The sequence below is a fragment of the Pseudomonas sp. SDO5591_S426 genome, from assembly GCF_054070755.1.
In genome coordinates, this window is the sequence record NZ_JBSVXD010000086.1 from 1 (window position 1) to 24,905 (window position 24,905).

A 24,905-nucleotide genomic window follows, 5' to 3' on the forward strand; every position below is an offset into this window, starting at 1 on the left:
TACAGGGGAATTGCGTACATCCTGTAGGAGCTGCCGAAGGCTGCGATCTTTTGATCTATCTATCGATACAACACCTTCTCCGCCAATTCATCGGCCACACGCGCCGGAGAACGCTTTTCCGCCTGCGCGTGGGCGAAAACCTCAGTGAGTCGAGAACTGATCTTCGACAAATGCGCGGTAATGGTCGGCAGCTCTTCGCCACGATGCTTGAGCGAAACGTAGATCAGCCCGCCGGCATTGATCACGTAATCCGGCGCATACAGGATGCCTCGTCGCTCCAGTTGATCGGCCACATCCAGATGGGTCAGTTGGTTGTTCGCCGAGCCCGCCACCGCCGAGCAGCGCAATTGCGTCACGCTATGGCTATTGAGCACGCCGCCCAGTCCGCAAGGCGCAAGAATGTCGCAAGGGGTGCTGAGCAATGCATCGTTGGCAATCGGATGAGCGCCGAGTTGCTCCATGGCCAGTTGCACCTTGCCGTGGTCGATATCGCTGACCAACAGCTCGGCGCCAGCGGCGTGCAACTGCTCTGCCAGCGCAAATCCAACATTACCCAAACCCTGGATGGCCACGCGTAAGCCTTCGAGATTATCGCTGCCCAGGCGAGCCATGGCCGTTGCACGAATACCGGTGAACACGCCCATCGCTGCGTGCGGCGCGGGGTCGCCCGCCGAAGTGGTGCTGGTGACGTGCTGGGTCTGTTGGGCGATGCAATCCATGTCCGCCACCGAAGTGCCGCTGTCGATCGCGGTGATGTAGCGGCCGTCGAGCTGATTGATGCAGCGCCCGAAGGCCTCGAACAGCGCGGCACGGTTTGCCACATGGATCGGGCGGATAATCACCGCCACCCCACCGCCCTGGGCCAGACCGGCCAACGCGGCCTTGTAGCTCATGCCTTGGGCCAGGCGCGCCGCATCCTCGACCGCAGACTCGTCGCTGGGATAGGCAAGGTAACGACAACCACCCAAGGCAGGCCCCAGGCGACTGTTATGAATGGCAATCACCGCCTTCAACCCGGTGACCGGGTCAACGCTCAGATGCAGCGATTCAAGGCGAGTGCTTTGCATGAGAGCGAACATCGTAAGGCTCCCTAATCACTTCTTGTAGTCGCCAGTATAGGCTTGCGCTCAAAAATTGCAGAAGCGCACCGGAATAAGCGAAGCGGCCATTCAGGCATTCGGAAATAACCCGAGGCTACCCGTTGCGGCACTGGACGAATGGCGCAGACGAGGCTAAAACGAGGCATTGCCCGGAGATTTCGATGACCCCGCGCCAATTGTTTTTCGCCTGCCTGCAACGTTCACCGCCCGCGCTGTTCGAGGCGGCGCTATGGATTTCGGCCGAACATGACAGCGAGGTGAACTTCGAGGATCTGCTGGCAAACTTCAAGACACTGCAACAGCGGATCAGTGGCAGCCTGCCGATGTTGCCGGTCAGCGAACTGGCGCAACCGTTGCTACGGCGCATGAATGACCTGGGATTTGCTCAGGACGATTCCTCGCCCTTGCGTCCGCAAGCGGCGCTGCTCAGCAAGGTGCTGGAACGCCGACGTGGGCAACCACTGGCTCTGGGACTGATTGCGTTGGAACTGGCCAGAGTTTTGGAGATCCCCTTGGTCGGGGTCAATTTCCCGGGGCATTTTCTTCTGCGCGTGCCGGGCGCCGATCACCTGCTTGATCCGTGCGGCGGCCGTCGCCTGTACCCCAACGATTGCCGGGAACTGCTGCATCGCCAATACGGCCCTAACCTGAAGCTCAGCGCCGAACACCTGGTCACCGCCGAGCCCGTGCAAATGCTGCAACGCCTGTCGCGCAATCTGCGCCAGTTGCACCTTTCCAACGAAGATTACATCGGTGCGCTGGTGGACGCCGAACGCGTGCTGGAACTGGGCAACGGCACCGCCGCCGACTACCTGGCCCGAGCCAGCCTCTACCAACGGCTGGACTGCCCCAATGCCGAGCGTTTCGACCTGGAGCATGCCCTGCTGCTCAGTGATGATCCGATCCAGAGGATTCGGTTGACCGAGCGGCTGGGGCATTTGCCGCCCAATTCCATCGTCCATTAAAAGTAAAAGATCGTGCCTCTGATTCAAGGAGTGTCCGGCTGATTCGCCGGATGCGCCTTGATGAACGCCGGATGCGCAATCGCCAACTCCGCCACTCGACGAATCCGTGGATACGCCTCAAGGGAAATGTTGAAGCGCTCGGCGGCGTACAACTGCGGAATCAGATACACATCCGCCATCCCCGGTTGCGCGCCAAAGCAATAACCCTCATCGCCGATCAACTGCTCCACAGCCGCCAACCCCTGGCTGATCCAGTGGCCGATCCACTCGACCACCTGCGTTTCGTCATGCCCCACCTGCCGCAGCCGGTTGAGTACGCTGACGTTGTGCAACGGATGCACATCGCAACCGATCAACGCCGCCACGCCGCGCTCATGGGCGCGGGCAGCGAAGTCTTTGGACAGCAGCGGCACCTGTGGATAACGCTCCTCCAGGTACTCAATGATTGCCGGTGACTGGACCAGCAACTCACCGCCATCGGTGCGCAAGGCCGGCACGCGACCTTGCGGGTTGATGGCCAGATACGGCGGCTGGCGGTGCTCGCCACCGGGCGGTGCGATCAGGTTGATCGGCAGCGCCTGGTAGTCCAGCCCCTTGAGTGCCAACGCGATGCGCACCCGGTAAGACGAAGTGGAACGGTAGTAGGTATAGAGCTCCATGACCCGTTCCCCTTAGCGCGCCGGCAGCACTTTGCCGCGGCATTCGCCGAAACCGATGGAGGCGAAACCTTCGCGACTGCAACGACCACGCAGAATGATTTCATCGCCGTCCTCAAGGAACTTGCGCACTTCGCCCGAGGCCAGCTCGATCGGCTTTTTACCACCCTCGGTGATTTCCAGCAGGCTGCCAAACTGACCGTTTTCCGGTCCCGACAAAGTCCCCGAACCGAACAGGTCACCGGCCTGCAACTGGCAGCCGTTGACGCTGTGGTGCGCGACCATTTGCGCCACGGTCCAGTACATGTGTTTTGAATTGCTCAGGGTCAGGCGATGGGCCGGCAGGTTCTGTTCGCGCATGGCTTCGGTGAGCAGCAGCACTTCCAGTTCGATGTCGAAGCCGCCAGCCGCCTGATCGCGTTTGTCGAACAGGTACGGCAGTGGCTGCGGATCGCCTTCAGGGCGTGCAGGCTGGGCACGACGGAACGGTTCCAGCGCTTCGGCCGTGACAACCCATGGCGAAATGCTGGTGATGAAACTCTTCGACAGGAACGGCCCCAGCGGCTGGTATTCCCAGGCCTGGATGTCCCGCGCCGACCAGTCATTGAGCAGGCAGAAACCGGCGATGTGATCAGCGGCGTCACCGATGGCGATGGAGTCGCCCATGTCGTTGCCCTGACCGATCCAGATGCCCAGTTCCAGTTCGTAATCCAGGCGCGCGCATGGACCAAAGGTCGGCTCGGTCTGACCGGCCGGCAGCGTCTGGCCTTTCGGACGACGCACGTCGGTGCCGGACGGGCGAATGGTCGAAGCGCGACCGTGATAACCAATTGGCACGTACTTGTAGTTCGGTAGCAACGGGTTGTCCGGGCGGAACAATTTGCCGACGTTTTGCGCGTGCTCGATGCCGACGTAGAAGTCGGTGTAATCGTTGATTTTCGCCGGCAGGTGCATCTCGCAATCTGCTGCCAGCGGCAACAGTTTTGCGCCCTGGGCTTCGATCTTGCCGTGCAGGGTGCTGCCTTCGGCGAACAGTTCCAGCAGGCGTTCGCGCAGTGCCACGCGCGCTTCACGACCCAGTTCGAAGAACGCATTGAGCTGACCGCCACGGGTGGCTTCGACCGCTGCCTTCGCCGCACCGTCGAACAGGCCGGCATCGAGCGCAGCCTGCAGATCGAAAATATGTTCGCCGATGGCCACGCCGCTGCGTGGCGCCGAACCCTTCACGCTGAACACGCCCAGCGGCAGGTTTTGCAGCGGGAAATCCGCATGGCCGTTGGCGGAAGCGACCCAGCTGCGAGTGATTGAAGTCTGCGTCATGGGTTATCTCCGGGTCGGGTCGAAAGTGGCGGGCAGCGTGGCCCAGCAAGCATCGTAAGTGGTTTGCAGTTGCGGGCAATCAAGGGCGAAACGGCTCGGACGCAGCACTTGGCTGGTCTCGAACATGAAGGCCATGGTGTTGTCGATTTTCGTCGGCTTGAGGTCAGCGTTGATCGCTTTGGTGCAGGTTTCACCATCCGGGCCGTGGGCGCTCATGCAGCTGTGCAACGACGCACCACCCGGCACGAAACCTTCGGCCTTGGCGTCGTATTCGCCCTGGATCAGGCCCATGAATTCGTTCATCAGGTTGCGGTGGAACCATGGTGGACGGAAGGTGTTCTCGGCCACCATCCAGCGTGGCGGGAAGATCACGAAGTCGAGGTTGGCCAGACCGTGAACACTGGTCGGCGAGGTCAGCACGGTGAAGATCGACGGGTCCGGGTGATCGAAGCTGACGGTGCCGATGGTGTTGAAGCGGCGCAGGTCATATTTGTACGGCACATTGTTGCCGTGCCAGGCGACCACGTTCAGCGGCGAATGATCGAGTTCGCAACCCCACAACTGGCCGAGGAATTTTTGCACCAACGTAGTGGGTTGTTGAAGGTTTTCGTAAGCCGCGACCGGGGTCAGGAAGTCACGCGGATTGGCCAGGCCGTTGCTGCCGATCGGCCCCAGATCCGGCAGGCGCAGCGGCGCACCATGGTTCTCTGCGATGTACCCGCGGGCTTGTGGATCGAGTAGCTCGACGCGGAATTTCAAACCCCGTGGCAGTACGGCAATTTCCAGCGGCGCCACTTCCAGTACACCGAGTTCTGTAGCGATGCGCAGGCGACCCTGTTGCGGCACCAGCAGCATTTCGCCGTCGGCATTGAAGAACACCCGCTCCATGGAGCGGTTGGCAAGATAGTTGTAGATGCTGATACCGGCCGGTTTATCGGCGCCGGAATTGGCCGCCATGCTCACCAGGCCATCGAGGAAATCGGTCGGTTCGGCGGGAAGCTCCAGAGCATTCCAGCGCAGGCGATTGGGGGTTACTTCACCCAATGGTCCGCCAGCCAGTTGCCGATCGAGTTTGACGAACGCCGGATGATTGGCCGACGGCTGGATGCGATACATCCACGTCCGTCGCGCTTCGCTGCGGGCCATGGTGAATGCGGTGCCGGAGAACAGTTCGGTGTAGAGGCCGTAAGGGGCTTTTTGCGGCGCGTTCTGGCCGACCGGGAGTGCGCCGGGCAACGCTTCGCTGCTGAATTCGTTGCCGAAGCCTGCCTGATAAGCCAGCGCTGGCGTCGTTGAATCGAGGTTCATGGAGCCTCCTGAACAGGGAGTCGGCGGTCGCCGATCGCTCTGTTGCAGAGCTTGTGGCACACCGGGGTTATTTTTATCGTAATTCGATTACGCATAACGTAATTTGATTGGTATTGACCGTCAAGCTATAAAGACGCCCATTCATCCCCGGATCCCAGCGCCACCATGGAAAAGCCCACCAGCGACAGCAACGGTAAACAGAAAGTCCGCTCCGCCGAGGTGGGTACCGACATCCTCAAGGCGTTGGCCGAGTTGTCGCCCTCGACATCACTCTCGCGCCTGGCTGAACACGTGCAGATGCCGGCGAGCAAGGTTCACCGTTACTTGCAGGCCCTGATCGCCAGTGGTTTTGCCGAACAGAACGCCGCGACCAACCATTACGGCCTCGGCCGTGAAGCCTTGCGCGTAGGCCTGGCAGCACTCAACAGTATGGACGTGATGAAAGTCGCCGCCCTGCCCTTGGCCGAGTTACGCGACGACTTGAACGAAACCTGCTTTTTGGCGGTGTGGGGCAATCAGGGTGCGACGGTGGTGCGCATCGAACCGGCGGTGCGTGCGGTGACGGTGGTCACGCAATTGGGCTCGGTGTTGCCGCTGCTCAGTTCCTCGACGGGACTGGTATTTGGCGCCTATTTGCCAAAGCGCGAGACCGGGGACCTGCGTGAACAGGAGTTGCAGGGCCATGCCACTCACGTACTGGCAGACGATCAGGCCTACGCCGAAATGTGCGAGCAGATCCGTACACGCGGCCTGCACCATGTGCATGGCTTGCTGATGCCGGGCGTGGATGCCTTGTCGGCACCGGTATTGAACGCGATGGGCAATGTCGTGGCGGTGGTGACCGTGGTCGGCCCGACATCGCTGTTCCATGCCGATGAAAATGGCCCGGCGGCGCAGCGATTGCTGGCGGCGACGCGGGCCGTAAGCTGGCGGATGGGGTATGAGCCTGCCGCACCTCATTGAAAGCGTGCTTACCGTTAACTTATTCCAGCGGCTTCTACGCGCCGGGATAAGTTAATAACAACTGTTTTCAATGTTTATTGCACGCACAAACTTAATTTCAGAAAGACAACCTCACACAGAAACCGTCGATTTCGATGCGCGCTTTTCATCCCGATAGGACTCAACTACAATACGGCCACTGGTATTTACATCAATAACATCCAAACCAGCAATTCGATAAGCAGAATCAAAGGTCCACTGCTTGAAAAAAACACCTGCAAAATCTTCTTTGAAGTCCGGTATTTCGTTCGCTTGTACTTTTTCCATAATCGCCCAGCTCAGGCTTTCGGAGTAATCGACCACCTGCTTGCCCTGTTCATTGACTACCACAGACGTGAGATAGGTTTTATCCGGATCAATCGTGTAGCCAAAAATATTGTATATCTGTGCAAGCTTCTCACTAATTTCTTTCAGTAAATCATTACTCATCAATAGCATCCTTTCTATAAAGTAGGTGTTCAACTCAGCACTCCAGGCCGAAGTCAATCTTATAAACACCCGCCCACCTGAAGTACATCACAAACTTGTGTTCATTCGTAAACCATGGAAACTGAAAAGCAACTAAACTATCAACCCAAGTTCTTTCGCCCGCGCCACCGCCTGGGTCCTGCGCTCTACACCTAACTTCCCGTTGATACGTCGCGCATGGGTTTTCACGGTATGTAGCGATATGAACAACAGGTCAGCAATCTGTTGATTGGAGTTACCCTTGGCGATCTGGCTTAGCACTTCCAACTCACGTCCGCTCAATGGATTGCTGTCCAGAGCCGACGCAGGCTCTTCATCATTCACTCCCAGACGACTGAGCAACGTCGGCTGACGCAAGCGCAATTCGTTAAAGGCCTGTTGCAATTGGCAACGCCTTACCAAGGCGAGACCAGCCTGCAAAGCCGACCTCGCCACGTCAGGCTCACCAGTCAGGTCCGCCACTTCGCAGATGACCAGTTGCAGTTCCGCTTCCAACGCCAGCAGCCCATGCTGTTGCGCTTGATCGAGCAAGAGCTTGAGCCGCTCCAAGGGCTGCTTCGTCAGTTGCAGATCGGTTTCGGCGAGCACCAGCAAGTACTCGATCCGTGCGATCAGCTGCACGGTAGCCGGAGGTGCCTGGCGGGCATGAGGCCCGCGGTAATGGCGCAGTACGCGAGTCAGCGCTTCATGGGCCAATTGCGGCCGACCTTGCTGAAGCCAGAAGTGGCTGCTGATCTGCAGCAGAACTCCGCGATACACCGTGTCGGGAATCTGCCGCTGTTGCATCAATCGCTCGGCATCGCGCAAGCGATCAAACGCATGGGCGTAATCGCGTTGATTGGCCGCCACCTGGGCCTGCCCGAGAAAGCCATACAACGCACGCTTGTCGTGACTGAGCAGGCAGTCCTGAAGACCGATGTGGAAGAATTCACTGGCCACTTCGTCTTGCCCCTGACAAAGCGCCAAGCGCCCGCGCCGCAAAGCAATCCGCCCCAGCAGTGGCGTCGGACGATCCGCCTGTCGAGACAACAACTCATGAACATCGGCCAACAGGCTTTCGGCACGCCGGGGAGCGCCGCGTTGCTCCAGCAATTGCGCGTGATCCAGTTCGAGCAAGCCTTCGAACAGCAACGAACCTTGCGCACGCGCCAGGCACAATGCGTCACGGTTGAGCGCCTGCGCGACATCGAGCTCGGCATTGAGCAGCGCCTGTTGGGTCAACCCGGACAGGCACAATAATCGCGCCGGCCAGGCGTCCGCGCCCAGCTCGGCCAGCGCCTCGACAAAGTGCCCGCGCGCCGACGTCATGCGCCCCTGTAAATGCAGCAGCCAGCCTTGCTGCGCCTGCCACCGCGCCAGCAGTTGCCGCTGTAACGATGCCGTCGGCTGCGGTGCGAACCGCGCCATTTGCTCGATGCACTCCGCCGCCTGATCGAAGCGCCCGGCAAACAATAACGCCGCCGTGATCAGCCCGACCAACTGTGGCGACCCGAGGGTCAACTCCTGGCCCTGGCGCTCGTGCAGGTTCAACAGCAGGCGCACATTCTCGCGGCGGAACAGATGCTCAAAACTGAAGTGTTGCAACAAACTCACCGCGGCTTCGAACTCTTCGGCCAGCAGCGCCTGTTCGAATGCTCCCTGCCAGTCTTCCTCGGCGCAGAACCATTGGCACGCGCGGCGATGCCAGGAACGACCGGCCGACCCCTGTTCGTCACGCATCGCACGGGCCAGGGGCACGTAGACGCGCAGCCAGTCGACCGAGTCTTCCCACGGTTCGATGAAACAGCCCATGTCCTGTAAAGTCTGCAACCCTTTTGCGCCTTCACCGGCGCCGAACAGATGCTCGCACAGGCTGGCATTGAATCGCGGTAAATGGGCGAGCACCTGCCAGGTTTCCACCAGTTCGGGCGGCAAGGTGTTGAACAGTTCATGTTGCAAGTAATCGAGCAACGTCGCCGAACGTTCCTGCTTGTCCTGTCCGGCAGCCCACTGGCAGCCGTCGAGCAAGGCAATGCGCACACCGGCACACCAACCGCCGCTACGCCGAATGACTCGTCTGGCGATGCTTGTCACGCGCGACGGCTCGACATGGCCGAGCATCTGCTCGACGTCATGCTCGGTAAACGTCAGGGCCTGCCCGTCGTACTCGTACAATTCATCATCGAGCAACAGGCGGGGCCAGTTGCAGGAGGGTCGTCGACGCGAGCTCAGCCACCAATTCAACACCGGGCTTCTGACAGCCAGTAAACGGTCCAGTAAACGGTCGAGCTCAGGATTGGCAACGCGACAGTAGTCATCGATAAACAGCCAGGTCGGTGTCTGCAACCGGGCCAGGTAATCCAGCAAGGCAGGCTCGTCCTTTGATCCAAGCCCCAGCACCTGCGCCAACCGCTGCAACAAATCGGCAGCACTCAACGGATCACCCGCCAGCGGCAGCCAATACACCCGACAATGCGCTGGCGCACGCAACAGGCACTCGGTGAGCAGCGCACTCTTGCCGCTGCCGGGCGGTGCACAGAGCAATTTCACCCGCGCCGTCGAGGCCAGTAAAGGCTCGACCAGTCGCTCGCGGGGCTGATGATGGGAAGACAAGCGAGGCAGAAGTCCAGGACGGTCCAGACACGTCGTCATGGCAGTCATAGTGATGCGCCTTGTTATAGTTGTGGCGCCACCCTAGCCCCCTCCCGAGCGCTTGTTGAAGAAGTATTCAGCAGACTGATTTGCAGCCATAAAAAAGGTGACCGCGAAGTCACCTTTTTGTGTAGGAGCCTGTAGGACGATTACCTCACCCCCGTACTCCGCAGTGCCGCTGGCGTGTAGTCCCCGGCTTTTGCCGCGATGTTGAATTCGAAGCTGCGTTTCTCCTCATTCTTCATCCCGAGGGCGATGTAGCGACCGGCAATCAGGTCATACAGCGCTTCGACGGTATAGGCCGGCACCTGATGATCGTAGTAGAACTGCGCATGCCCTTCGGCCACCCGCCAGAGCTGACCGCGACCGTCATAGTGATCGGCCAGCGCCACCTGCCAGGTGTCTTCGTCGATGTACATGTGGCGCTTGGCGTACACGTGACGCTCATTAGGCTTGACCGTAGCCACCACTTCCCAGACCCGGTGCAATTCATAGCGGGTCAGGTCCTGATTGATATGACCGGCCTTGATCACATCGGTGTATTTCAGGTCAGGCGAGTCGAGTTTGTAGCTGTTGTACGGAATGTACATTTCCTTCTTGCCGATCAGCTTCCAGTCGTAGCGGTCCGGGGCGCCGGAAAACATGTCGAAGTTGTCGGTGGTGCGCAATCCATCGGACGAGGTGCCCACGCCGTCATACGCCACTTGCGGTGCACGTCGCACGCGTCGCTGTCCGGCGTTGTAGATCCACGCCTTGCGAGGTTCCTGGACCTGATCGAGGGTTTCGTGAACCAGCAGCACGTTGCCCGCCAACCGCGCCGGCGCGGTCACTTCCTGTTTGAAATAGTTGAGCACGTTGTCATCGCTGCCCGGTTTCAAATCCCCCAGCAGCGACGGCACGGCCACTTCGTCCTTGAAGCGGATAACGGTGAAGTCACCGTTGGATTGTGGTGTTGCCTGGGTAATGGTGCGACGCAAATTGCCGCCGTGATAACGGGTGATGTGGTTCCAGATCACCTCGACGCCGTTCTTCGGAATCGGGAAGGCGTAATAGCGATTGCCGGTGAAATTGGCCAGGCCGTTACCATCGTTGGTCGGCGTTACGTTAAGCGCACTGCGCTTGGCCGCCTCATAAACTTCCGGCGGCAGAGCTGCCGTGCGATGACTTGGATAGACCGGAATCTTGTAGGTTTCGGGATAGCGCTTGAACATCGCGATCTGCCCGTCGGACAACTTGTCCTTGTACTTGTCGACCGTTGCCGCGGTGATGGTGAACAGCGGTTTTTCATTGGCGAACGGATCGGCAAGGAAACCCTTGCTGTCCACCGCGCCGGCGTTTTTCGGAATGCCACCGGTCCACGGCGGAATCGAGCCATCGGCATTGCCGGCCTTCTCGCCTCCCAGCGGAGTGAGCGTGGTGCCGAGCTTGTTCGCTTCTTCCGGTGACACCGCTGCCATCACATTCACGGCCAGCACGCTCAAGGCCAGGGCGGTGCCCAATTGCAGAATCATCTTGCGCATTGAATTCATCCTTTTCAGCCAGATCAGAAGTTCACGCCAAAGCTCAACGCCACGAAGTCGCGGTCTTCGAGCACGTTGTAGTCACCGCCGAAGAAATCGGTGTAACTGAGGCTTGCGGTGTAGGTGTTGCGGTAGTCCGCATCGACGCCGAGGCTGACGGCCTTGGCGCCCTCGTTGAACAACCCGTTGGGGCCGTAACCGGCGACGTCGTGGGACCAGGACAGGTTGGGTTTGAAGTTGATCCCGGCGATCACGTTGTTGTAATCGAGGATCGCCCGCGCCCGATAACCCCACGAGGTCGAGGTCACGAAACCGTCGGTGTCACCACCGAAACCATACTGGCCGTACACCGAGTCGCGGCCGTAGCGCAGGTTGCTACGGGATTCCAGGCCACCGACATGCACCACCGCCGCTTCGCCCACCAGGGTCAGGCGATCTGCACCGGCAATCTGGTCGATGAAGTGCGTCAGGGTGCTCTGCACCTGCGTCACTTCCTTGCGCCGATAGCCTTTGTTGTCGGCGCCGGGCGAGGTGGCGATGGGCGATGCCGTGCCACCGGCGATGGGATTGAGCATCGCCAGGGTCAGGTCGTTGGTGTTGACCTGCACCGGCAGATTCGGCCGATAGCTGATCTCGCCAGACCAAGCCGTACCGGTGGACAACGTGGTGGCGAAACTCGCGCCGTACAGGCGAATGTCTTCAGGGTATTCGAGGTAATACTGGCCGCGACCGAGCATCACGCTTTGCGCCAGCCCCGAACCACTGCCAGGGGCAATGCCGTTGGCCGTGGTCACGATGCGCGGAATGGTCGCCAGCGTCGCAAGGCCGGCGGTTGTCGTGCCGACGTTCGGTGTGCGACTGTGGTAGTTCATGAAATACAGGCCGTACTCGGTGTCGTCACCGAGCCAGCGCAGCGCCGTGCCCCACTGCCCGGAATCGCGGGCATCACGGTCGCCGCCACGGGGAACGACCACACCCTCCTTGGTCACCTCGAAACCTTGGCCAAATGCAGCGGCTACCGGCTGCAACGGGGCAATGGCCGGGCTGGCGACGGTGTAACCCTTGTCGCAACCGTCCGCCACCACATCGACCCCGAAGAAGGTGCCGCAGTTGTCGACGACGGTCTGATCCCACTCCAGCTGATAGAACCCTTCCACCGTCAACTTGTCCGTCAGGCCTTGAGAAGCGAACAACATGTTGACCGGAATCAGCCCTTCCTTGATCTCGGCGCCAGGCCGGCGGAAAGCGGAAACGTCGACCGGGTTGATGCTGTTGATCGAGTTGCCGATGAAGGTACTTTCGCCCCAACTGACCACCTGTTTACCCGCACGCACCGTGCCCGGCAGATCGGCGATGGAATAGTTGTGATAGACGAACCCATCGAGGATTTGCCCACCGGACGACTTGGAACCCTCTTTGCGATTGTGATCACTGATCGGCTTGAACGGCCGGTCTTCGTCCTTGAGCTCAAAGTCGTACCAGTACTTGCCGCGCACGAACATACCGGTATCGCCGTACTTCAATTCGAGGTCGTGGATACCTTTGAAGATCTTCGAAAAGGTTTCGCCTTTCTTGAAATTCTGCCGCCCGTCGTCGCCGGTCGAAGCTTGCCCGCTACCACCATTAGGGATACCCACCAGTGAGTCATCCGCATCGCGCATGCCCCAGCTCGCGCCGACCGACAGCGAAGAGTCGAACGTCCCTTCGATTTCCCCGATGTTGAATGAAACAGCCTGCGCCTGGGCACAGCAGCCCAAGGCAACCGCAGCGGCCAGCGCCTGCGGTGTGAAGATGGCGCGCATTGTTGTTTTTGTCATGCGTCTTCCCCGTTGAGTGACAGAAGGCCTCACCCTACTGCCGCATGCCTGGGGCGATAAGCGCACCAAGGAGGTATTCGTGGTGTACCTCTAAAGGATGACTGGCCCTATGGCACGGGCGATTGCACGGGGCATATAGATTCACTGGATGTGGCGGCATAAGTCGAAATCATGGGCTACGCTGGGGCACACACGACTGTTACGCAGGCGGTAACGGTGCATGTCCGCATTTGCTGTTTTTCCTTTGCCGGCAAAGACTTATTCTTGCCGGGCTTCCACGGAAAACAGCCGGAAAGCGCGAAGCGACGACAGGTGATCCAACCTTTGCCATTCGCAACAGATTTCAGGTGAGTTGAAGCGTTTCGACTCATCGCCCCGTGCACACCGACGTTGATTTGTAGCTCCTGGATCCAACGTCTTGCTTTGGCCGCTGCGTTTGCAGCGGCCTTTTTTATGGGCGATGTTTTTAGCTTCAGTCTGTTTCACTTGATGTTTAAAGCAAGTCCTACAAGACACTTCCTGTAACTGCATAAGAAATATCTTTTTGCGCTGAGGACAATATCGGCTTTATCCCCGCCTTAGCGAAATACCCTTCAAATTCTCACGCAAAAGATCACAAAGCTCTCAGACCCACCTCTACCATTTTCGCGGTAACTTTAAATAGCACGAAAGCACAATAGCAAAGCTTAACTCTCAAACAGCGTGCAAATTCACAAGGATATGAATATGCAGAAGCTACCTGGACCACCACGCCCCAATTCATCAAGACCCGGCTACCTGGAAATTGATGGCTATATCGATATAAGAGACGTTGCGCCTGACAACATCATTATCCCACCTAAAGGATCAAGTCATCTTAGAAATGGTCCATTTGGAATTAATCGAGCAGAAAGCTTCGTTCAAAATCGGGCAACGATCGTACGGACAATCAACGAACTGGAACAAGTCTATCAAGTCAGGAGTAGCCAACTATCACAATCCCTAGAGGCGGATCTGGCTGCGGTAAGATCAGAGGGCCCTAATGATCCAGTTGCGCCATTGCCGTCAGAAGTCCGTGAACTAAGAGTGCTAAATACTCTTCACCAACGAAAAACCGCCGAACTCCATAGCAAAACTGCGATGGCGAATGCCTTTCATGGGGGAGATCCTTTCAACTGGAATATTCACGATTTCATGTTGAAAGCCACCAAAAGGGAGTATTGGCCGGGACCGAACGGCATCGCCATGCAGGCCCTGAATCAATCACTCAGAGCCGCAATCGATGCCAGACTGCTGAATCAAACCTTGCAGTCGCTCCAACAGCGAACCATCAGCCTTCAACACACCTTCAGTGTCATGCAAGCTGCTGAACAGGCGCGATTGGCAACTGAACAGGCAGCACAACGTATTGCCGTTGAGCAGGCACGTATCAGGGCGGAAGCTGAAGCGCTGGTACATGCTCAAGAGCAGGCGCGATTAGCCGCATTGGCAGACGCCGAGCGAGTGGCCGCCGAACAAGCCCGGATTGCCGCGGAGGCCGCCGCTCAGTACTTCGCGGCTGAACAGGCTCGCCTCGAAGCCGAGGCAGAGGTTCAACGACAAGCTGAACAACTGCGCCTCGAAAATGAACGGCAAGCAGAAGAACAAGCGCTTCGTGAGGCAATGGAATCGTCGAATTCCGTTCAAGGCCCGTTTGCCATATCGGGCGCGGCGGCGGCAAGTGGTCCGGTGTTCACTTTGGCAACGGGGCGCCTCGCAACCAATACAGCCACGACTTTGGCCATCAGAACTTCCCTGCAAACCGGAGCAACCGCTGTGATGACCGCAGCGGCGACATCAGCGAGCGTGGTCCTTGTCGGATTCGCGGCACTGCTGTTTCCCTCGCCATTGGGTGACGGCGAAAGCCGTCAATTGAACGTCCCACTTCGGGATCTGGTGCCCGACGATATGCATGCCTGGTCCCTCTCGTTTGAGGAATACGAGCCCGATAATCTCCACGCTTTGAGCATCCCACTTTCGGATCTCACACTTGGTGAGTTCCATGATTTAAATGCCATTGCTGAGGCCAATGGAGAAATCGAACTGCCAGTCGCCATCGGCTCCAAATCTGTGGGTACTACAACGGAATTCTTCGTCGCTGCCACCAATGGCATTTCGGTGTCGGGCAAAGTCCCTGTTCGGCTCGCCACATACGATCCAAACCTCAACCTTTACACCGCTTACAATCCAGACGCCCCGTCGATCGGCATGACATGGACGCCGATAGTCAGGCCCAGCAACGCGTCAACCTACTTCCCGGCAAGCGCGCCGAACACTGCCGTTTATGACGGCACTACCCTAACAGCCCTTGAAGGGAGGACTGATTCATTTCCGGAGCTGGACCTTTACAGCTTTGGTGGCTTCATTACTGTTTTTCCGGCGGAATCGGGAATTCCTCCGACCTTCACGATGTTCCGGGATCGGCGGGGTGAGCCCGGTGTTGCCAGCGGGTATGGGGAACGAATATCGGGCATTTGGTTGGGACCAGCCTCGCAAGGTGATGGTGCGGTGATCCCCAATCAAATTGCGGATAAACTCAGAGGACGAGACTTTCCGAATTTTAGAGCATTTAGAGAGGCACTCTGGAAAGCTGCTGCTAACGACCCTGAATTATCCAAACAATTTAGCGCCAACAACATCGAGGAAATGAAACACGGAAGGGCCCCTTTTTCACGTAAAAACGATAGAGTGGGTGGACAAGTAAAGTTTGAGATGCATCATGTGAATCACATTTCTAAAGGCGGTGAGGTCTACGACATCGACAACATTCGAGTTGTCACTCCAAAACGACACTCCGAGCTACACAAAGGAGGAAAGTAACATGAGTAATTCCAACATCTCCAACTATACCGAGAGCGAATTTCTTGAATTCCTTACTACAATCTGCGAATCGAAGTTTGCGACTGAAAAAGAACAAATAGATGCAGTACTTTTATTTGAAGAGCTGACGGAGCACCCAGACGGGTCTGACTTAATTTACTACGCTGACTCAGATGAAGATTCAACACCCGAAGCCATCATTATAAAAGTGTCCGCTTGGCGGGCTTCCAACGGAAAACCAGGTTTCAAAGAAGAAAAATAAAATAATGGAGCAGGTATCCATACCTGCTCCATTATTATTAAATCGCATACCTTTGCAAATTCCCCATCATCTCCTTCAACGCCTCAATATTGTCCTTCGGATGCGCCGCGCCTTCGAAGTCGCAGATCTGTTGCCAATGCGCCGCCACATCTTCCGGGGAGAACCCCACCCGTGGATCGAACCCGGCGCCGAGGCTGCGTTCCCAACGCACCTTGCCCATCCAACCGCCACCGACTTCGAACAGGCCGGAGGTTTCCTGGCAGTTTTCGCTGGCCAGGTACACCACCAGCGGGCTGACCAGTTCCGGTTTGAGTTGTTCGAAGACTTGCGGCGGGATCAGGCCTTCGGTCATGCGGGTGCCGCCGGTGGGGGCGATGGCGTTGACCAGGATGTTGTTCTTGCGGCCTTCGATGGCCAGGGTGCGGGTCAGGCCGTAGAGGCCGAGTTTGGCCATGCCGTAGTTGGACTGGCCGAAGTTGCCGTAGATGCCCGAGGTGGAGGCGGTGAAGATCACCCGGCCATAGTTTTGCTCGCGCATCTGCGGCCAGGCGGCGCGGGTGACTTTGTAGGCGCCTTCGACGTGGACGCGGTAAACCAGGTCCCAGTCGGCGTCGTCCATTTTGTGGAAGGTCTTGTCACGCAGAATCCCGGCGTTGTTGACCACCACGTCGACGCGGCCGAAGGCGTCGAGGGCGTGCTGGACCAGTTTGTCGCCGTCGGTGACCGAGTCGTGGTTGGCCACGGCAGTGCCGCCGGCCTCGCGAATTTCCGCGACCACGCGATCCGCTGCCGAAGCGTTTGCGCCTTCGCCTTGAGCCGAGCCACCGAGGTCGTTGACCAGCACTTTCGCGCCCTGTTTGGCGAACAGCAGTGCGTGCGCCCGTCCCAGGCCGCCACCTGCACCGGTGATGATCACGACTTTATCTTCGAAGCGCACAGACTCGTTCATGTGGGGAAACTCCAGCAGGCCAGGGACATTGCCTTGGAGTTTCAGGCACGGCGCTGCGGGTCACAATGAACAGGGGGGAGGCTGAATGGTGTGCGATAAGGCTGGGGGATGATGAGCCCCAGCCCTCAGGAACAGGCCACCTTGAGCGGCGGCGTCAGCAGCTGATCGCGAAACGCCAGGTAATGCTTGAGCACCTGGCACGGCGCCTCGATCTGCGGGTAATGCCCGATGTCGCTTAGCAGGACCGCGTCCGGGTTGGGAATCAGCTCCCGGTAGCGCGCGACCATGTGTGCGCCGGAGATCGGGTCGACTTCGCCATCGATCACCCGCAGCGGCACTTCACCGCGCTGCATCGCGCTGACCCAACGCTCGCGCTGTGTGCGCCGCTCGGGAATGTAGGTGATGAGTTTGTGCATGATCCGTGGGCCGTGATTGCTTTCGATCAGGCTCCAGAAGTCATCCATCTGGCTTTCACTGGGACGGGTCTGTGGACCGAAGATCTGGCGGAAACTCTTCACCAGTCCATCACGGCTGAACGCGCGGCCGATCATCCAGCCCAAGGGACTGAGCAGCAGTTTTTGCATCAACACCGGACGATGGGTTTCGGGAAACAGGCCGCCGTTGAGGAACACACAGCTGGCGAGATTGATCTGTGATTCGTAATGCCGGGCCAAGAGTTCCTGAGCCACGCTGTCGCCATAATCGTGGGCCAGCAAATGCAGCGGTTGTTCGACACCCAGGTAAGCCAACAGCGCCTGTTGCAGATCAGCCTGCTTGAGCAAGCTGTAGTCGTGGTTCACCGGTTTGGCCGAGTCGCCGAAACCGAGCATGTCGCAGGCGATTACGCGATAGCGCTGAGCCAGCGGCTGCCACAGGTAATGCCAGTCCCAACTGGCGCTGGGAAAGCCATGAATGAGCAGCAGCGGTTCACCCTGCCCCGCCGCCCAATAACGAATGGACTGGCCGCGGAAGACGAATGTCTGGCTGCGTTTGCGCCAGACCGACAGGGGAATCTCGGCGAGTGCCATCAGAGTTTGTATCCCGGGTCTTGTTTATCGAGTTTGCGCAGCAACGCCGGCCACGCCAGCGCTCCGCCCATGCCTTGAGCACTTTTTGTGACACCGGCGATCATCGCCTTGGCTCCCGCCAGAATCTGCGGTTCGATGGCGATCAGTTCGGCGCTGCCGGTCTGCGCCATGACCTGGATATCGCAGGCGCGCTGGAAGGTGAACATCATCAGGAACGTGTCGGCAATGCTGCTGCCGCAGGTCAGCAGACCGTGGTTGTGCAGCATCAGGAAATTGTTCTCGCCGAGGTCGGCTTGCAGTCGCGCTTTCTCTTCGTGGTTGAGCGCAACACCTTCGTAAGCGTGATACGCCAGGCTGGAGAGGACGAACAACGACTGCTGGCTGATCGGCAAAATCCCTTGTTTCTGCGCCGACACCGCGACGCCGGATGCGGTGTGGGTGTGCAGCACGCAGACGACATCGTGACGGACTTCATGCACTGCGCTGTGAATGGTGTAACCGGCCGGATTGATCTCGTAAGGGCTGTCCATCAGCTTGTTGCCGGCCTGATCGACCTTGACCAGGCTCGACGCGGTGATCTCATGGAACATCATGCCGAACGGATTGATCAGGAAGTCTTCAGTGCCCGGAACTTTGGCGGAGATGTGGGTAAAAATCAGATCATCCCAGCCATGCTGGGCCACCAGGCGATAACAGGCGGCGAGGTCGACGCGGGCCTGCCATTCGGCGGGGCTGACCAGGTCTTTGACACTCTGGGGCGATTGGACGGGGGCTACGCTCACGGCTAGGAACCTCTGGTTTTTATTATGGAGTGTTTCCAATGACTACCGAGTCTAGTCAGCCCTCCGGGTTCGCGTAGTTGCATTGGCAGCCAGCTTGATGACCGAACGAGTCAGCGGGCAAGGAAGTTTGGATCCGTGTCAAATGGCCGCCGCCAGAGAAGGCACGGGGCGCGTATTCAGCCGCCCCGTCAGAACCATGACGAGCCCCGTTGCGGGTGCTCCAGGCAAATCGATCAGCCGCGCAGAGCGCCGACCAGTTCGGCCAACCAAGGCTCGGCATCGCCTTCCGGGTTCACGCTTTCGCTGGCGTCCAGACGCAGCATCGGCAGCACTTCGCGGATGCCCAGCTCATCGAACAACTCATGCATCAACTCGCCGCCACCGCAGAACGTATCGCCATAGCTCGCATCACCCAGCGCGATCACCGCACCCGGCAAGCCACGCCAGGCAGCAGGTAACTGGTCGCGAATCGAGAAATACAGTGGCTGCAGATTATCCGGCAACTCGCCCATGCCCGTGGTCGAGGTTACTGCCAGAAAGGCTTCGGGACCGAAGGCCTGGATATCGGCGAGGCTTGCACGCGGGTTGTGCAAAGTTTCGAAACCGGCTTCCTTCAAAATGCTGGCGGCATGCCGGGCGACTTCTTCAGCCGTGCCGTACACCGAGCCGGAAATGATGGCGACTTTCATCAATCTGATCCTGAACCTGAGTAAAGGACCGGGATATTAACAGCACACTCCTGATTGTTCTTTTAGAATGCCCGAGACAACCAACAAGGAAGGGTTTCACCGATGATCAACGCAAAACTGCTGCAACTGGCCATCAACGCCTCCAACGACGGCATCGTGATTGCCGAAAAGGAAGGCGAGCAGGACAAGATCCTGATTTACGTAAACCCCGCATTCGAACGCCTGACCGGTTACACCAGCGAAGAAATCCTCTATCAGGATTGCCGTTTCCTGCAATCGGGCGATCGCGATCAAGACGTCCTGCCGAAAATTCGCGACGCGTTGAACAGCGAAGGATCGTGCCGGGAAATCCTGCGTAACTACCGCAAGGACGGCACGCCCTTCTGGAATGAGCTGTCCCTTTCGACGGTAAAAAACCCAAGCGACGGCCAGGTTTATTTCATCGGCGTGCAGAAAGACGTGACTGTCCAGGTCAAGGCGCAGCAGCGGGTGGTGCAGCTTGAGGCGCAACTGGCTGAAGTTCAGGCTGAGCTTGCTGCACTCAAGGCGACGAACGGTGCAAACAAATCAGCGAATTAATTGTCATTAACTACAATCACCAATGACTTTGTAACTATATCTTTCGAGTCTGCCATGCAACGCGACGCGCTCCTGACCCAGGATGAGCTGGATTTCATCCAGACCATGCAACATAACCCGCAGCTTAATGTGCGGGATGCGACGTCGAGTCTGCTCGTCAACGGTGGTTCGCAAATCCGTGATTTGCTCACGCGCCTCGCCGCCCATGAGCAAGTCACCATTCAAGCCAACTTCGAAAACCAGCAAATGACCTTCCCGCTGCACTTGGTGGAAGATGAGTTTCACGCGTTGCATTTGCGTCTTGGCGTTCCCAGCATCTATGAAGATGGGCCTCTGGTCCGGCCATGGCGACTGGTGCTCGACGAACCGGTTGCCCTGGAAAACGCCAAGGGCCAGCCCGGCACGATGTGGGTGCATGAAGTGTCGTTCAAGGGTGTTTTGCTGGAAGTTCGCAACAAGACCAAAGCGCCGAAGCATTTCGCGCTGTGGTTCAGCCCGTCAGGTTATGAGCGAATTGCGTTGCGCGGCACGTTCGAGAAAGAAACCGAGCAAGGCTTCTACGCCTATCAGTTGAGCCAGGACGACAAGGACGAAACCGAACGCCTGCGTCAGTACATCCTGCAACAGCATCGGCTGACCCACCCCTCCCTGCATCTCTGACATCAAGTATCGAGGTTGCCCGCCAGGAACTGCTTGAGTCGCTGGCGCATCACTTCGCCCTCATTCCCCAAGCACCCGATCGATGATCCAGCCAGGCTTTCCTCGGCCAGATCCGACGCATCACCCGCCAATAACACCGGACAATCCAGGCTCATCGCCAGGCGATTCAAACGCCGTGGAAGTTCAGGTGAAGGGACGTGATTGGAAAACAGCACCAGCGCCTGGGGCTTGATCCTTTCGCAGATCAGCGTCAATTCGTCGAACGGCTGGCCGATGGTAAACACGCGTACACCGGTTTGCCCGCTGCTCAGGAACAGGGCGGCAATCAGCAACTCAAGCTCCCGGCACTGACCTGCCAGGGCGCTGACGATCACGCGCCGTGGTTGCTTGTCACGGATCAACAGCAAGCGCTGCAGTACCCTTGATCGCAGAAAACCATCGAAGAACAACCACTCGCTCGTCCCGCCGAAAGACTCCTGGCGTTGCAGCATCTGCTTCCAGAGCGGGATCAGGATGTCCTGGAACACGACCGGCTGGGAGTAACTTGAAAAAATCTGCCCGTAGACCTGTTCCAGCGCCACATCGTCAAACGCACTCACCGCTGCCTGGACCTGCTGCTGCCATTGCGCATAGTCGGCTTGCACGAGGTTGTCTGGAATGATGTGGGACAGGGCCTCAAGCGGTGCGGCCTTGGCCAATATCTTGCCGATCTTGCTGACCGCCACGCCGCGTTCGATCCAGTCGAGAATGCTGCGCACGCGTTCAATATCGGTCATCGAATACAGGCGATGCCCGCTTTCGGTGCGCGTTGGCACGATGAGCCCATAGCGGCGCTCCCATGCGCGAAGCGTGACCGGGTTGACGCCCGTCAGACGCGCCACTTCGCGAATGGGAAAGAGCTCCTCTTGGTCAAGAGAGCGCGTACGCGACACACCAGGAGCAACGTCAGTGAGGACAGGCATCTGGGAGGGCTACATCCATGTGTGAGTTGGATCCCATTCTAACTCGCCTGCCCCATCATGATTCAAGACATTGGTCGTTTCGAAGGCCGCAGACGTCGCTGCTGGAATCAGGAATAATCCTTGCTTGTCCCAAGGCGCAGCCCACCACCCCGGTGCTGCGCCTGGCGAAGCTCCTACCCGGAGCGACGCGTTTGTTTACGGAGATACATGATGTCTACCTCCCCCGTCACGCTGATGGTTGCGCGCCGTGTCGCCAATGGGCGTTATCAGGACCTGATCGCCTGGTTGCGCGAAGGCGAACAACTGGCCACGGATTTTCCCGGTTATCTCGGTTCAGGCGTGCTGGCACCGCCACCCGACGATGATGAATTCCAGATTATTTTCCGCTTCGCCGACGAGCACACCCTGCACGCCTGGGAGCACTCCGCCTCGCGTACTGCCTGGCTGGCACGCGGCAGCGATCTGTTTGCCCACCCCACGGAACATCGGGTCAGCGGCATCGAAGGCTGGTTCGGCGCCGCAGGACAACGCCCCCCACGCTGGAAACAGGCCGTGGCGATCTGGCTGGCGTTTTTCCCGGTGTCCCTGCTGTTCAACTTCGCCCTGGGCCCATTGCTCGGCGAAATGGGCCTGCTGAGCCGGGTACTGATCAGCACTTTGTGCCTGACGCCATTGATGGTCTATTTCTTTATTCCACTGTCGACCCGATTGCTGGCCAACTGGCTGAACACGGCGCCGACGCGGCGCTTGCCTGCCGAGCCCACCACCCAAAACCAGTGATCAACCCTGTAGGAGCAAGGCTTGCCCGCGATTGGGGCGCCGCGGTTCTGCGCAACGACCGCGTCATCGTTCATCGCGAGCAAGCATTGCTCCTACGGGATAGAGGTGTTCGCTTTACGTCGCTGGTATAGTTTTGCTCTTACCGCGACGTGAGCCGTTCATGACTTCTTCCGCAGCCCCCATCCTCATCACCGGTGCCGGCCAGCGTGTCGGCCTGCATTGTGCGAAGCGCCTGCTCGAAGACGGCCATCGCGTGATCTTCAGCTACCGCAGCGAACGCCCCGGCGTGCAAACCCTGCGAGATCTGGGGGCGACGGCGGTGTTTGCGGACTTCTCCAGCGAAGCCGGTATTTTCGCCTTCATCAGCGAACTGAATACCCATACCGACAGCCTGCGGGCAATCGTCCATAACGCTTCCGAATGGCTGGCCGAAACCCCGGACACCGATGCCGAAGCGTTCACCCGCATGTTCAGCGTGCACATGCTCGCACCCTACCTGATCAACCTGCATTGCGCCGACTTGCTGCAACGCTCAAGTCCCGCCGACATCGTGCACATCAGCGATGACGTGACCCGCAAGGGCAGCAGCAAACACATCGGTTATTGCGCCAGCAAAGCCGGGCTCGACAGCCTGACCCTGTCTTTCGCCGCCAAATACGCGCCAACCATCAAGGTCAACGCGATCGCCCCGGCCCTGCTACTGTTCAATCCTGACGACGACGCAGCCTATCGCGCCAAGGCATTGGCCAAATCCGCGCTGGGCATCGAACCCGGCAGCGAAGTGATCTATCACAGCCTGCGCTATTTGCTCGACAACCCTTATGTCACCGGCACGACCCTGACCGTCAACGGCGGAAGGCACATCAAATAAGTGTCCCGCGAGGATCTTCCATGACGCAATCCCTGCACCAGAACGCCCTGTCCCAGAGCTATCGCGAGATCCTCATCGGCCTCGGTGAAAACCCCGATCGCGAAGGCCTGCGAGACACCCCGGTGCGTGCGGCCAAGGCCATGCAGTACCTTTGTCATGGCTACGAGCAAAGTGTCGAAGAGATCGTCAACGGCGCGCTGTTCGCCTCCGACAACGATGAAATGGTGATCGTCGACAACATCGAGCTCTATTCGCTTTGCGAACATCACATGCTGCCCTTCATCGGCAAGGCGCATGTGGCTTATATTCCAACGGGCAAGGTGCTGGGCCTGTCGAAGATTGCGCGGCTGGTGGACATGTTCGCCCGTCGCCTGCAAATCCAGGAAAACCTCACCCGGCAAATCGCCGAGGCGGTGCAGCAAGTCACCGGCGCGGCGGGTGTCGCGGTGGTCATCGAAGCCAGGCACATGTGCATGATGATGCGCGGCGTCGAGAAACAGAATTCGACCATGAACACCTCGGTGATGCTCGGCGCCTTCCGCGAGTCGAGCAACACCCGTCAGGAGTTCCTGCAATTGATTGGACGGAGCAAGTAGTAATGCCACAACTTCAACCAGGCATGGCACGCATCCGGGTCAAGGACCTGTGCCTGCGCACCTACATCGGTATCAACGAGGATGAAATCCTCAACAAGCAGGATGTGTTGATCAACCTGACCATCCTCTATGCGGCCCAGGAAGCGGTGCGTGACAACGATATCGATCACGCGCTGAACTACCGGACCATCACCAAGGCGATCATCGCTCACGTCGAAGGCAACCGCTTTGCCCTGCTCGAACGCCTGACCCAGGAAATTCTCGATCTGGTCATGGCCAACACGTCGGTGCTGTACGCCGAGGTCGAAGTCGACAAGCCTCATGCCCTGCGATTTGCCGAGTCGGTGTCGATTACGCTGGCGGCGAGCCGCTGAGCGTGTCTGGCGCATTGCCCGTCAGACTCTTATCATCCGCGCACGATTGAGTCACACAGAGCCCGCCATGAACGACCAACAACGCCTGGAACTCGAAGCCGCCGCCTTCCGCCGGCTCGTCGCGCACCTGGACAGCCGCAAGGATGTGCAGAACATCGACCTGATGAACCTCTCGGGTTTCTGCCGCAACTGCCTGTCCAAGTGGTACAAGGCCGCTGCCGACGAGCGCCAGATCGAGGTCAGCCTCGACGACGCCCGCGAAGTGGTTTACGGCATGCCATACGCCGAGTGGAAAGCCCAATATCAGCAAGAAGCCAACGCCGAACAGCAAGCGGCGTTCGCCAAAGGAAAACCCAATGAGTGATTTGAACACCCTGCGCGCCAGCCTCAAGAGCGGCGAACATGCCTTCGCCGACACCCTGGCCTTCATCGCCGCCGGCTACGACTATCAGCCCCAGGCCTTCAACAATGGCGGCGTGGAAAACGCTGCCGGGCAGAACGAAGGTTCGTGCAAGACCCTGGGTCTGGCCTTGCTGGAAGGCCTGAGCGATGAAGAAGCGCTTTTGGCGTTCGGCGAGCATTACCGCTCCGTGCTGGCGACGCCGGAAGGCAGCGATCACGGCAATATCCGTGCGTTGATCGCCCATGGCCTGGCGGGTGTGAAGTTCACTCAACAGCCGCTGACGCGCCGCTGATTGCAAAAGATCGCAGCCTTCGGCAGCTCCTACATTGATCGCATGCCCCTGTA

At 58.6% G+C, this 24,905-nt stretch carries 25 protein-coding genes; 12 read left to right on the forward strand and 13 right to left on the reverse strand.

What is annotated here, in order from left to right; genetic code table 11:
• Nucleotides 1-59 precede the first annotated feature (59 nt).
• Complete coding sequence (locus ACW9JC_RS17380; RefSeq protein WP_457456368.1) at nucleotides 60-1,079, reverse strand: Glu/Leu/Phe/Val dehydrogenase dimerization domain-containing protein; 1,020 nt, start codon at nucleotides 1,077-1,079, stop codon at nucleotides 60-62.
• Between the two features lie 182 nt (nucleotides 1,080-1,261).
• On the opposite strand from ACW9JC_RS17380, the gene ACW9JC_RS17385 reads away from it, so the two are divergent.
• On the forward strand, nucleotides 1,262-2,065 hold the full coding sequence (locus tag ACW9JC_RS17385; RefSeq protein WP_457456370.1) for a SirB1 family protein: 804 nt from the start codon (nucleotides 1,262-1,264) through the stop codon (nucleotides 2,063-2,065).
• Between the two features lie 23 nt (nucleotides 2,066-2,088).
• On the opposite strand, the gene maiA is transcribed toward ACW9JC_RS17385, so the two are convergent.
• Genes maiA through hmgA form a run of 3 tightly spaced genes read right to left on the reverse strand, consistent with a single transcriptional unit; the run spans nucleotide 2,089 to nucleotide 5,349 of the window.
• Entirely contained in the window at nucleotides 2,089-2,724 is a 636-nt protein-coding gene (gene maiA, locus ACW9JC_RS17390) for a maleylacetoacetate isomerase (RefSeq protein WP_457456372.1), read from the reverse strand.
• 12 nt (nucleotides 2,725-2,736) lie between these two features.
• On the reverse strand, nucleotides 2,737-4,041 hold the full coding sequence (gene fahA, locus ACW9JC_RS17395; RefSeq protein WP_457456373.1) for a fumarylacetoacetase: 1,305 nt from the start codon (nucleotides 4,039-4,041) through the stop codon (nucleotides 2,737-2,739).
• A 3-nt stretch (nucleotides 4,042-4,044) separates the two neighbouring features.
• Nucleotides 4,045-5,349, reverse strand: coding sequence for a homogentisate 1,2-dioxygenase (gene hmgA, locus ACW9JC_RS17400; RefSeq protein ID WP_457456375.1), 1,305 nt, complete (start codon nucleotides 5,347-5,349; stop codon nucleotides 4,045-4,047).
• Nucleotides 5,350-5,514: 165 nt separating this feature from the next.
• Here hmgA and ACW9JC_RS17405 point away from each other — a divergent pair, with 165 nt between their 5' ends.
• Complete coding sequence (locus tag ACW9JC_RS17405; protein WP_457456377.1) at nucleotides 5,515-6,312, forward strand: IclR family transcriptional regulator; 798 nt, start codon at nucleotides 5,515-5,517, stop codon at nucleotides 6,310-6,312.
• A 111-nt stretch (nucleotides 6,313-6,423) separates the two neighbouring features.
• Here ACW9JC_RS17405 and ACW9JC_RS17410 read toward each other — a convergent pair whose 3' ends face one another.
• From ACW9JC_RS17410 to ACW9JC_RS17425, 4 genes are all read right to left on the reverse strand, one after another.
• Nucleotides 6,424-6,780, reverse strand: coding sequence for a hypothetical protein (locus tag ACW9JC_RS17410; protein ID WP_457456379.1), 357 nt, complete (start codon nucleotides 6,778-6,780; stop codon nucleotides 6,424-6,426).
• A gap of 132 nt (nucleotides 6,781-6,912) precedes the next feature.
• Nucleotides 6,913-9,459, reverse strand: a complete 2,547-nt coding sequence (locus tag ACW9JC_RS17415) for a LuxR C-terminal-related transcriptional regulator (RefSeq protein ID WP_457456381.1) — start codon at nucleotides 9,457-9,459, stop codon at nucleotides 6,913-6,915.
• A 140-nt stretch (nucleotides 9,460-9,599) separates the two neighbouring features.
• Nucleotides 9,600-10,970 (reverse strand): DUF1329 domain-containing protein, encoded by a 1,371-nt coding sequence (locus ACW9JC_RS17420; RefSeq protein WP_457456383.1) that lies wholly within the window; start codon nucleotides 10,968-10,970, stop codon nucleotides 9,600-9,602.
• A gap of 23 nt (nucleotides 10,971-10,993) precedes the next feature.
• Nucleotides 10,994-12,787, reverse strand: coding sequence for a DUF1302 domain-containing protein (locus ACW9JC_RS17425; RefSeq protein WP_457456385.1), 1,794 nt, complete (start codon nucleotides 12,785-12,787; stop codon nucleotides 10,994-10,996).
• Between the two features lie 726 nt (nucleotides 12,788-13,513).
• Here ACW9JC_RS17425 and ACW9JC_RS17430 point away from each other — a divergent pair.
• Both ACW9JC_RS17430 and ACW9JC_RS17435 read left to right on the forward strand, forming a co-directional pair.
• Nucleotides 13,514-15,625 carry an S-type pyocin domain-containing protein gene (locus tag ACW9JC_RS17430; protein WP_457456387.1) on the forward strand — a complete coding sequence of 704 codons (2,112 nt, stop codon included), beginning with the start codon at nucleotides 13,514-13,516 and terminating at the stop codon, nucleotides 15,623-15,625.
• Nucleotide 15,626: 1 nt separating this feature from the next.
• Nucleotides 15,627-15,887 carry a bacteriocin immunity protein gene (locus ACW9JC_RS17435; protein ID WP_338584776.1) on the forward strand — a complete coding sequence of 87 codons (261 nt, stop codon included), beginning with the start codon at nucleotides 15,627-15,629 and terminating at the stop codon, nucleotides 15,885-15,887.
• 37 nt (nucleotides 15,888-15,924) lie between these two features.
• Here the strand turns inward: ACW9JC_RS17435 and ACW9JC_RS17440 are convergent, their stop codons facing one another.
• The 4 genes from ACW9JC_RS17440 to ACW9JC_RS17455 form a co-directional block, all read right to left on the reverse strand.
• Nucleotides 15,925-16,836, reverse strand: coding sequence for an SDR family oxidoreductase (locus ACW9JC_RS17440; RefSeq protein WP_457456390.1), 912 nt, complete (start codon nucleotides 16,834-16,836; stop codon nucleotides 15,925-15,927).
• 125 nt (nucleotides 16,837-16,961) lie between these two features.
• Entirely contained in the window at nucleotides 16,962-17,864 is a 903-nt protein-coding gene (locus ACW9JC_RS17445) for an alpha/beta fold hydrolase (protein ID WP_457456392.1), read from the reverse strand.
• Nucleotides 17,864-18,646, reverse strand: coding sequence for a class II aldolase/adducin family protein (locus tag ACW9JC_RS17450; RefSeq protein WP_457456394.1), 783 nt, complete (start codon nucleotides 18,644-18,646; stop codon nucleotides 17,864-17,866). The genes ACW9JC_RS17445 and ACW9JC_RS17450 overlap by 1 nt, the downstream gene beginning before the upstream one ends.
• A 233-nt stretch (nucleotides 18,647-18,879) precedes the next feature.
• Complete coding sequence (locus ACW9JC_RS17455) at nucleotides 18,880-19,335, reverse strand: flavodoxin (RefSeq protein ID WP_457456396.1); 456 nt, start codon at nucleotides 19,333-19,335, stop codon at nucleotides 18,880-18,882.
• A 102-nt stretch (nucleotides 19,336-19,437) separates the two neighbouring features.
• Between ACW9JC_RS17455 and ACW9JC_RS17460 the strand changes: the two genes are divergently transcribed.
• Nucleotides 19,438-19,914 (forward strand): PAS domain-containing protein, encoded by a 477-nt coding sequence (locus ACW9JC_RS17460; protein WP_338584770.1) that lies wholly within the window; start codon nucleotides 19,438-19,440, stop codon nucleotides 19,912-19,914.
• 54 nt (nucleotides 19,915-19,968) lie between these two features.
• Nucleotides 19,969-20,574, forward strand: a complete 606-nt coding sequence (locus ACW9JC_RS17465; protein ID WP_338584768.1) for a hypothetical protein — start codon at nucleotides 19,969-19,971, stop codon at nucleotides 20,572-20,574.
• Nucleotides 20,575-20,576: 2 nt separating this feature from the next.
• On the opposite strand, the gene ACW9JC_RS17470 is transcribed toward ACW9JC_RS17465, so the two are convergent.
• Nucleotides 20,577-21,536 carry a MerR family transcriptional regulator gene (locus tag ACW9JC_RS17470; protein ID WP_457456399.1) on the reverse strand — a complete coding sequence of 320 codons (960 nt, stop codon included), beginning with the start codon at nucleotides 21,534-21,536 and terminating at the stop codon, nucleotides 20,577-20,579.
• Nucleotides 21,537-21,746: 210 nt separating this feature from the next.
• On the opposite strand from ACW9JC_RS17470, the gene ACW9JC_RS17475 reads away from it, so the two are divergent.
• The 6 genes from ACW9JC_RS17475 (at nucleotide 21,747) to ACW9JC_RS17500 (ending at nucleotide 24,852) form a co-directional block, all read left to right on the forward strand.
• Nucleotides 21,747-22,316 (forward strand): antibiotic biosynthesis monooxygenase, encoded by a 570-nt coding sequence (locus tag ACW9JC_RS17475; RefSeq protein WP_448106351.1) that lies wholly within the window; start codon nucleotides 21,747-21,749, stop codon nucleotides 22,314-22,316.
• 160 nt (nucleotides 22,317-22,476) lie between these two features.
• The gene (gene folM, locus ACW9JC_RS17480) at nucleotides 22,477-23,187 is read left to right on the forward strand and encodes a dihydromonapterin reductase (protein ID WP_457456401.1); all 711 of its coding nucleotides are present in this window, start codon (nucleotides 22,477-22,479) and stop codon (nucleotides 23,185-23,187) included.
• A gap of 20 nt (nucleotides 23,188-23,207) precedes the next feature.
• A complete protein-coding gene (gene folE, locus ACW9JC_RS17485) occupies nucleotides 23,208-23,783 on the forward strand; it encodes a GTP cyclohydrolase I FolE (protein ID WP_338584762.1) in 576 nt (191 codons plus the stop codon).
• Between the two features lie 2 nt (nucleotides 23,784-23,785).
• The gene (gene folX, locus ACW9JC_RS17490) at nucleotides 23,786-24,157 is read left to right on the forward strand and encodes a dihydroneopterin triphosphate 2'-epimerase (RefSeq protein WP_027924563.1); all 372 of its coding nucleotides are present in this window, start codon (nucleotides 23,786-23,788) and stop codon (nucleotides 24,155-24,157) included.
• A 67-nt stretch (nucleotides 24,158-24,224) separates the two neighbouring features.
• Nucleotides 24,225-24,521, forward strand: a complete 297-nt coding sequence (locus ACW9JC_RS17495; protein ID WP_095129425.1) for a DUF1244 domain-containing protein — start codon at nucleotides 24,225-24,227, stop codon at nucleotides 24,519-24,521.
• Nucleotides 24,514-24,852, forward strand: coding sequence for a HopJ type III effector protein (locus tag ACW9JC_RS17500; protein WP_401313704.1), 339 nt, complete (start codon nucleotides 24,514-24,516; stop codon nucleotides 24,850-24,852). The genes ACW9JC_RS17495 and ACW9JC_RS17500 overlap by 8 nt, the downstream gene beginning before the upstream one ends.
• Nucleotides 24,853-24,905 lie beyond the last annotated feature (53 nt).

Excerpts from the sequence above, each read along its gene's own strand:
- ACW9JC_RS17380 (WP_457456368.1), bottom strand. The coding sequence starts at position 1,079 with ATGTTCGCTCTCATGCAAAGCACTCGCCTTGAATCGCTGCATCTGAGC.
- folM (WP_457456401.1), top strand. The coding sequence starts at position 22,477 with ATGACTTCTTCCGCAGCCCCCATCCTCATCACCGGTGCCGGCCAGCGT.
- ACW9JC_RS17455 (WP_457456396.1), bottom strand. The coding sequence starts at position 19,335 with ATGAAAGTCGCCATCATTTCCGGCTCGGTGTACGGCACGGCTGAAGAA.
- folX (WP_027924563.1), top strand. The coding sequence starts at position 23,786 with ATGCCACAACTTCAACCAGGCATGGCACGCATCCGGGTCAAGGACCTG.
- ACW9JC_RS17425 (WP_457456385.1), bottom strand. The coding sequence starts at position 12,787 with ATGACAAAAACAACAATGCGCGCCATCTTCACACCGCAGGCGCTGGCC.
- ACW9JC_RS17440 (WP_457456390.1), bottom strand. The coding sequence starts at position 16,836 with ATGAACGAGTCTGTGCGCTTCGAAGATAAAGTCGTGATCATCACCGGT.
- hmgA (WP_457456375.1), bottom strand. The coding sequence starts at position 5,349 with ATGAACCTCGATTCAACGACGCCAGCGCTGGCTTATCAGGCAGGCTTC.
- ACW9JC_RS17385 (WP_457456370.1), top strand. The coding sequence starts at position 1,262 with ATGACCCCGCGCCAATTGTTTTTCGCCTGCCTGCAACGTTCACCGCCC.
- ACW9JC_RS17415 (WP_457456381.1), bottom strand. The coding sequence starts at position 9,459 with ATGACTGCCATGACGACGTGTCTGGACCGTCCTGGACTTCTGCCTCGC.
- maiA (WP_457456372.1), bottom strand. The coding sequence starts at position 2,724 with ATGGAGCTCTATACCTACTACCGTTCCACTTCGTCTTACCGGGTGCGC.
- ACW9JC_RS17475 (WP_448106351.1), top strand. The coding sequence starts at position 21,747 with ATGTCTACCTCCCCCGTCACGCTGATGGTTGCGCGCCGTGTCGCCAAT.
- ACW9JC_RS17495 (WP_095129425.1), top strand. The coding sequence starts at position 24,225 with ATGAACGACCAACAACGCCTGGAACTCGAAGCCGCCGCCTTCCGCCGG.
- ACW9JC_RS17500 (WP_401313704.1), top strand. The coding sequence starts at position 24,514 with ATGAGTGATTTGAACACCCTGCGCGCCAGCCTCAAGAGCGGCGAACAT.
- ACW9JC_RS17435 (WP_338584776.1), top strand. The coding sequence starts at position 15,627 with ATGAGTAATTCCAACATCTCCAACTATACCGAGAGCGAATTTCTTGAA.
- folE (WP_338584762.1), top strand. The coding sequence starts at position 23,208 with ATGACGCAATCCCTGCACCAGAACGCCCTGTCCCAGAGCTATCGCGAG.
- fahA (WP_457456373.1), bottom strand. The coding sequence starts at position 4,041 with ATGACGCAGACTTCAATCACTCGCAGCTGGGTCGCTTCCGCCAACGGC.
- ACW9JC_RS17410 (WP_457456379.1), bottom strand. The coding sequence starts at position 6,780 with ATGAGTAATGATTTACTGAAAGAAATTAGTGAGAAGCTTGCACAGATA.
- ACW9JC_RS17420 (WP_457456383.1), bottom strand. The coding sequence starts at position 10,970 with ATGCGCAAGATGATTCTGCAATTGGGCACCGCCCTGGCCTTGAGCGTG.
- ACW9JC_RS17430 (WP_457456387.1), top strand. The coding sequence starts at position 13,514 with ATGCAGAAGCTACCTGGACCACCACGCCCCAATTCATCAAGACCCGGC.
- ACW9JC_RS17460 (WP_338584770.1), top strand. The coding sequence starts at position 19,438 with ATGATCAACGCAAAACTGCTGCAACTGGCCATCAACGCCTCCAACGAC.
- ACW9JC_RS17465 (WP_338584768.1), top strand. The coding sequence starts at position 19,969 with ATGCAACGCGACGCGCTCCTGACCCAGGATGAGCTGGATTTCATCCAG.
- ACW9JC_RS17470 (WP_457456399.1), bottom strand. The coding sequence starts at position 21,536 with ATGCCTGTCCTCACTGACGTTGCTCCTGGTGTGTCGCGTACGCGCTCT.
- ACW9JC_RS17405 (WP_457456377.1), top strand. The coding sequence starts at position 5,515 with ATGGAAAAGCCCACCAGCGACAGCAACGGTAAACAGAAAGTCCGCTCC.
- ACW9JC_RS17445 (WP_457456392.1), bottom strand. The coding sequence starts at position 17,864 with ATGGCACTCGCCGAGATTCCCCTGTCGGTCTGGCGCAAACGCAGCCAG.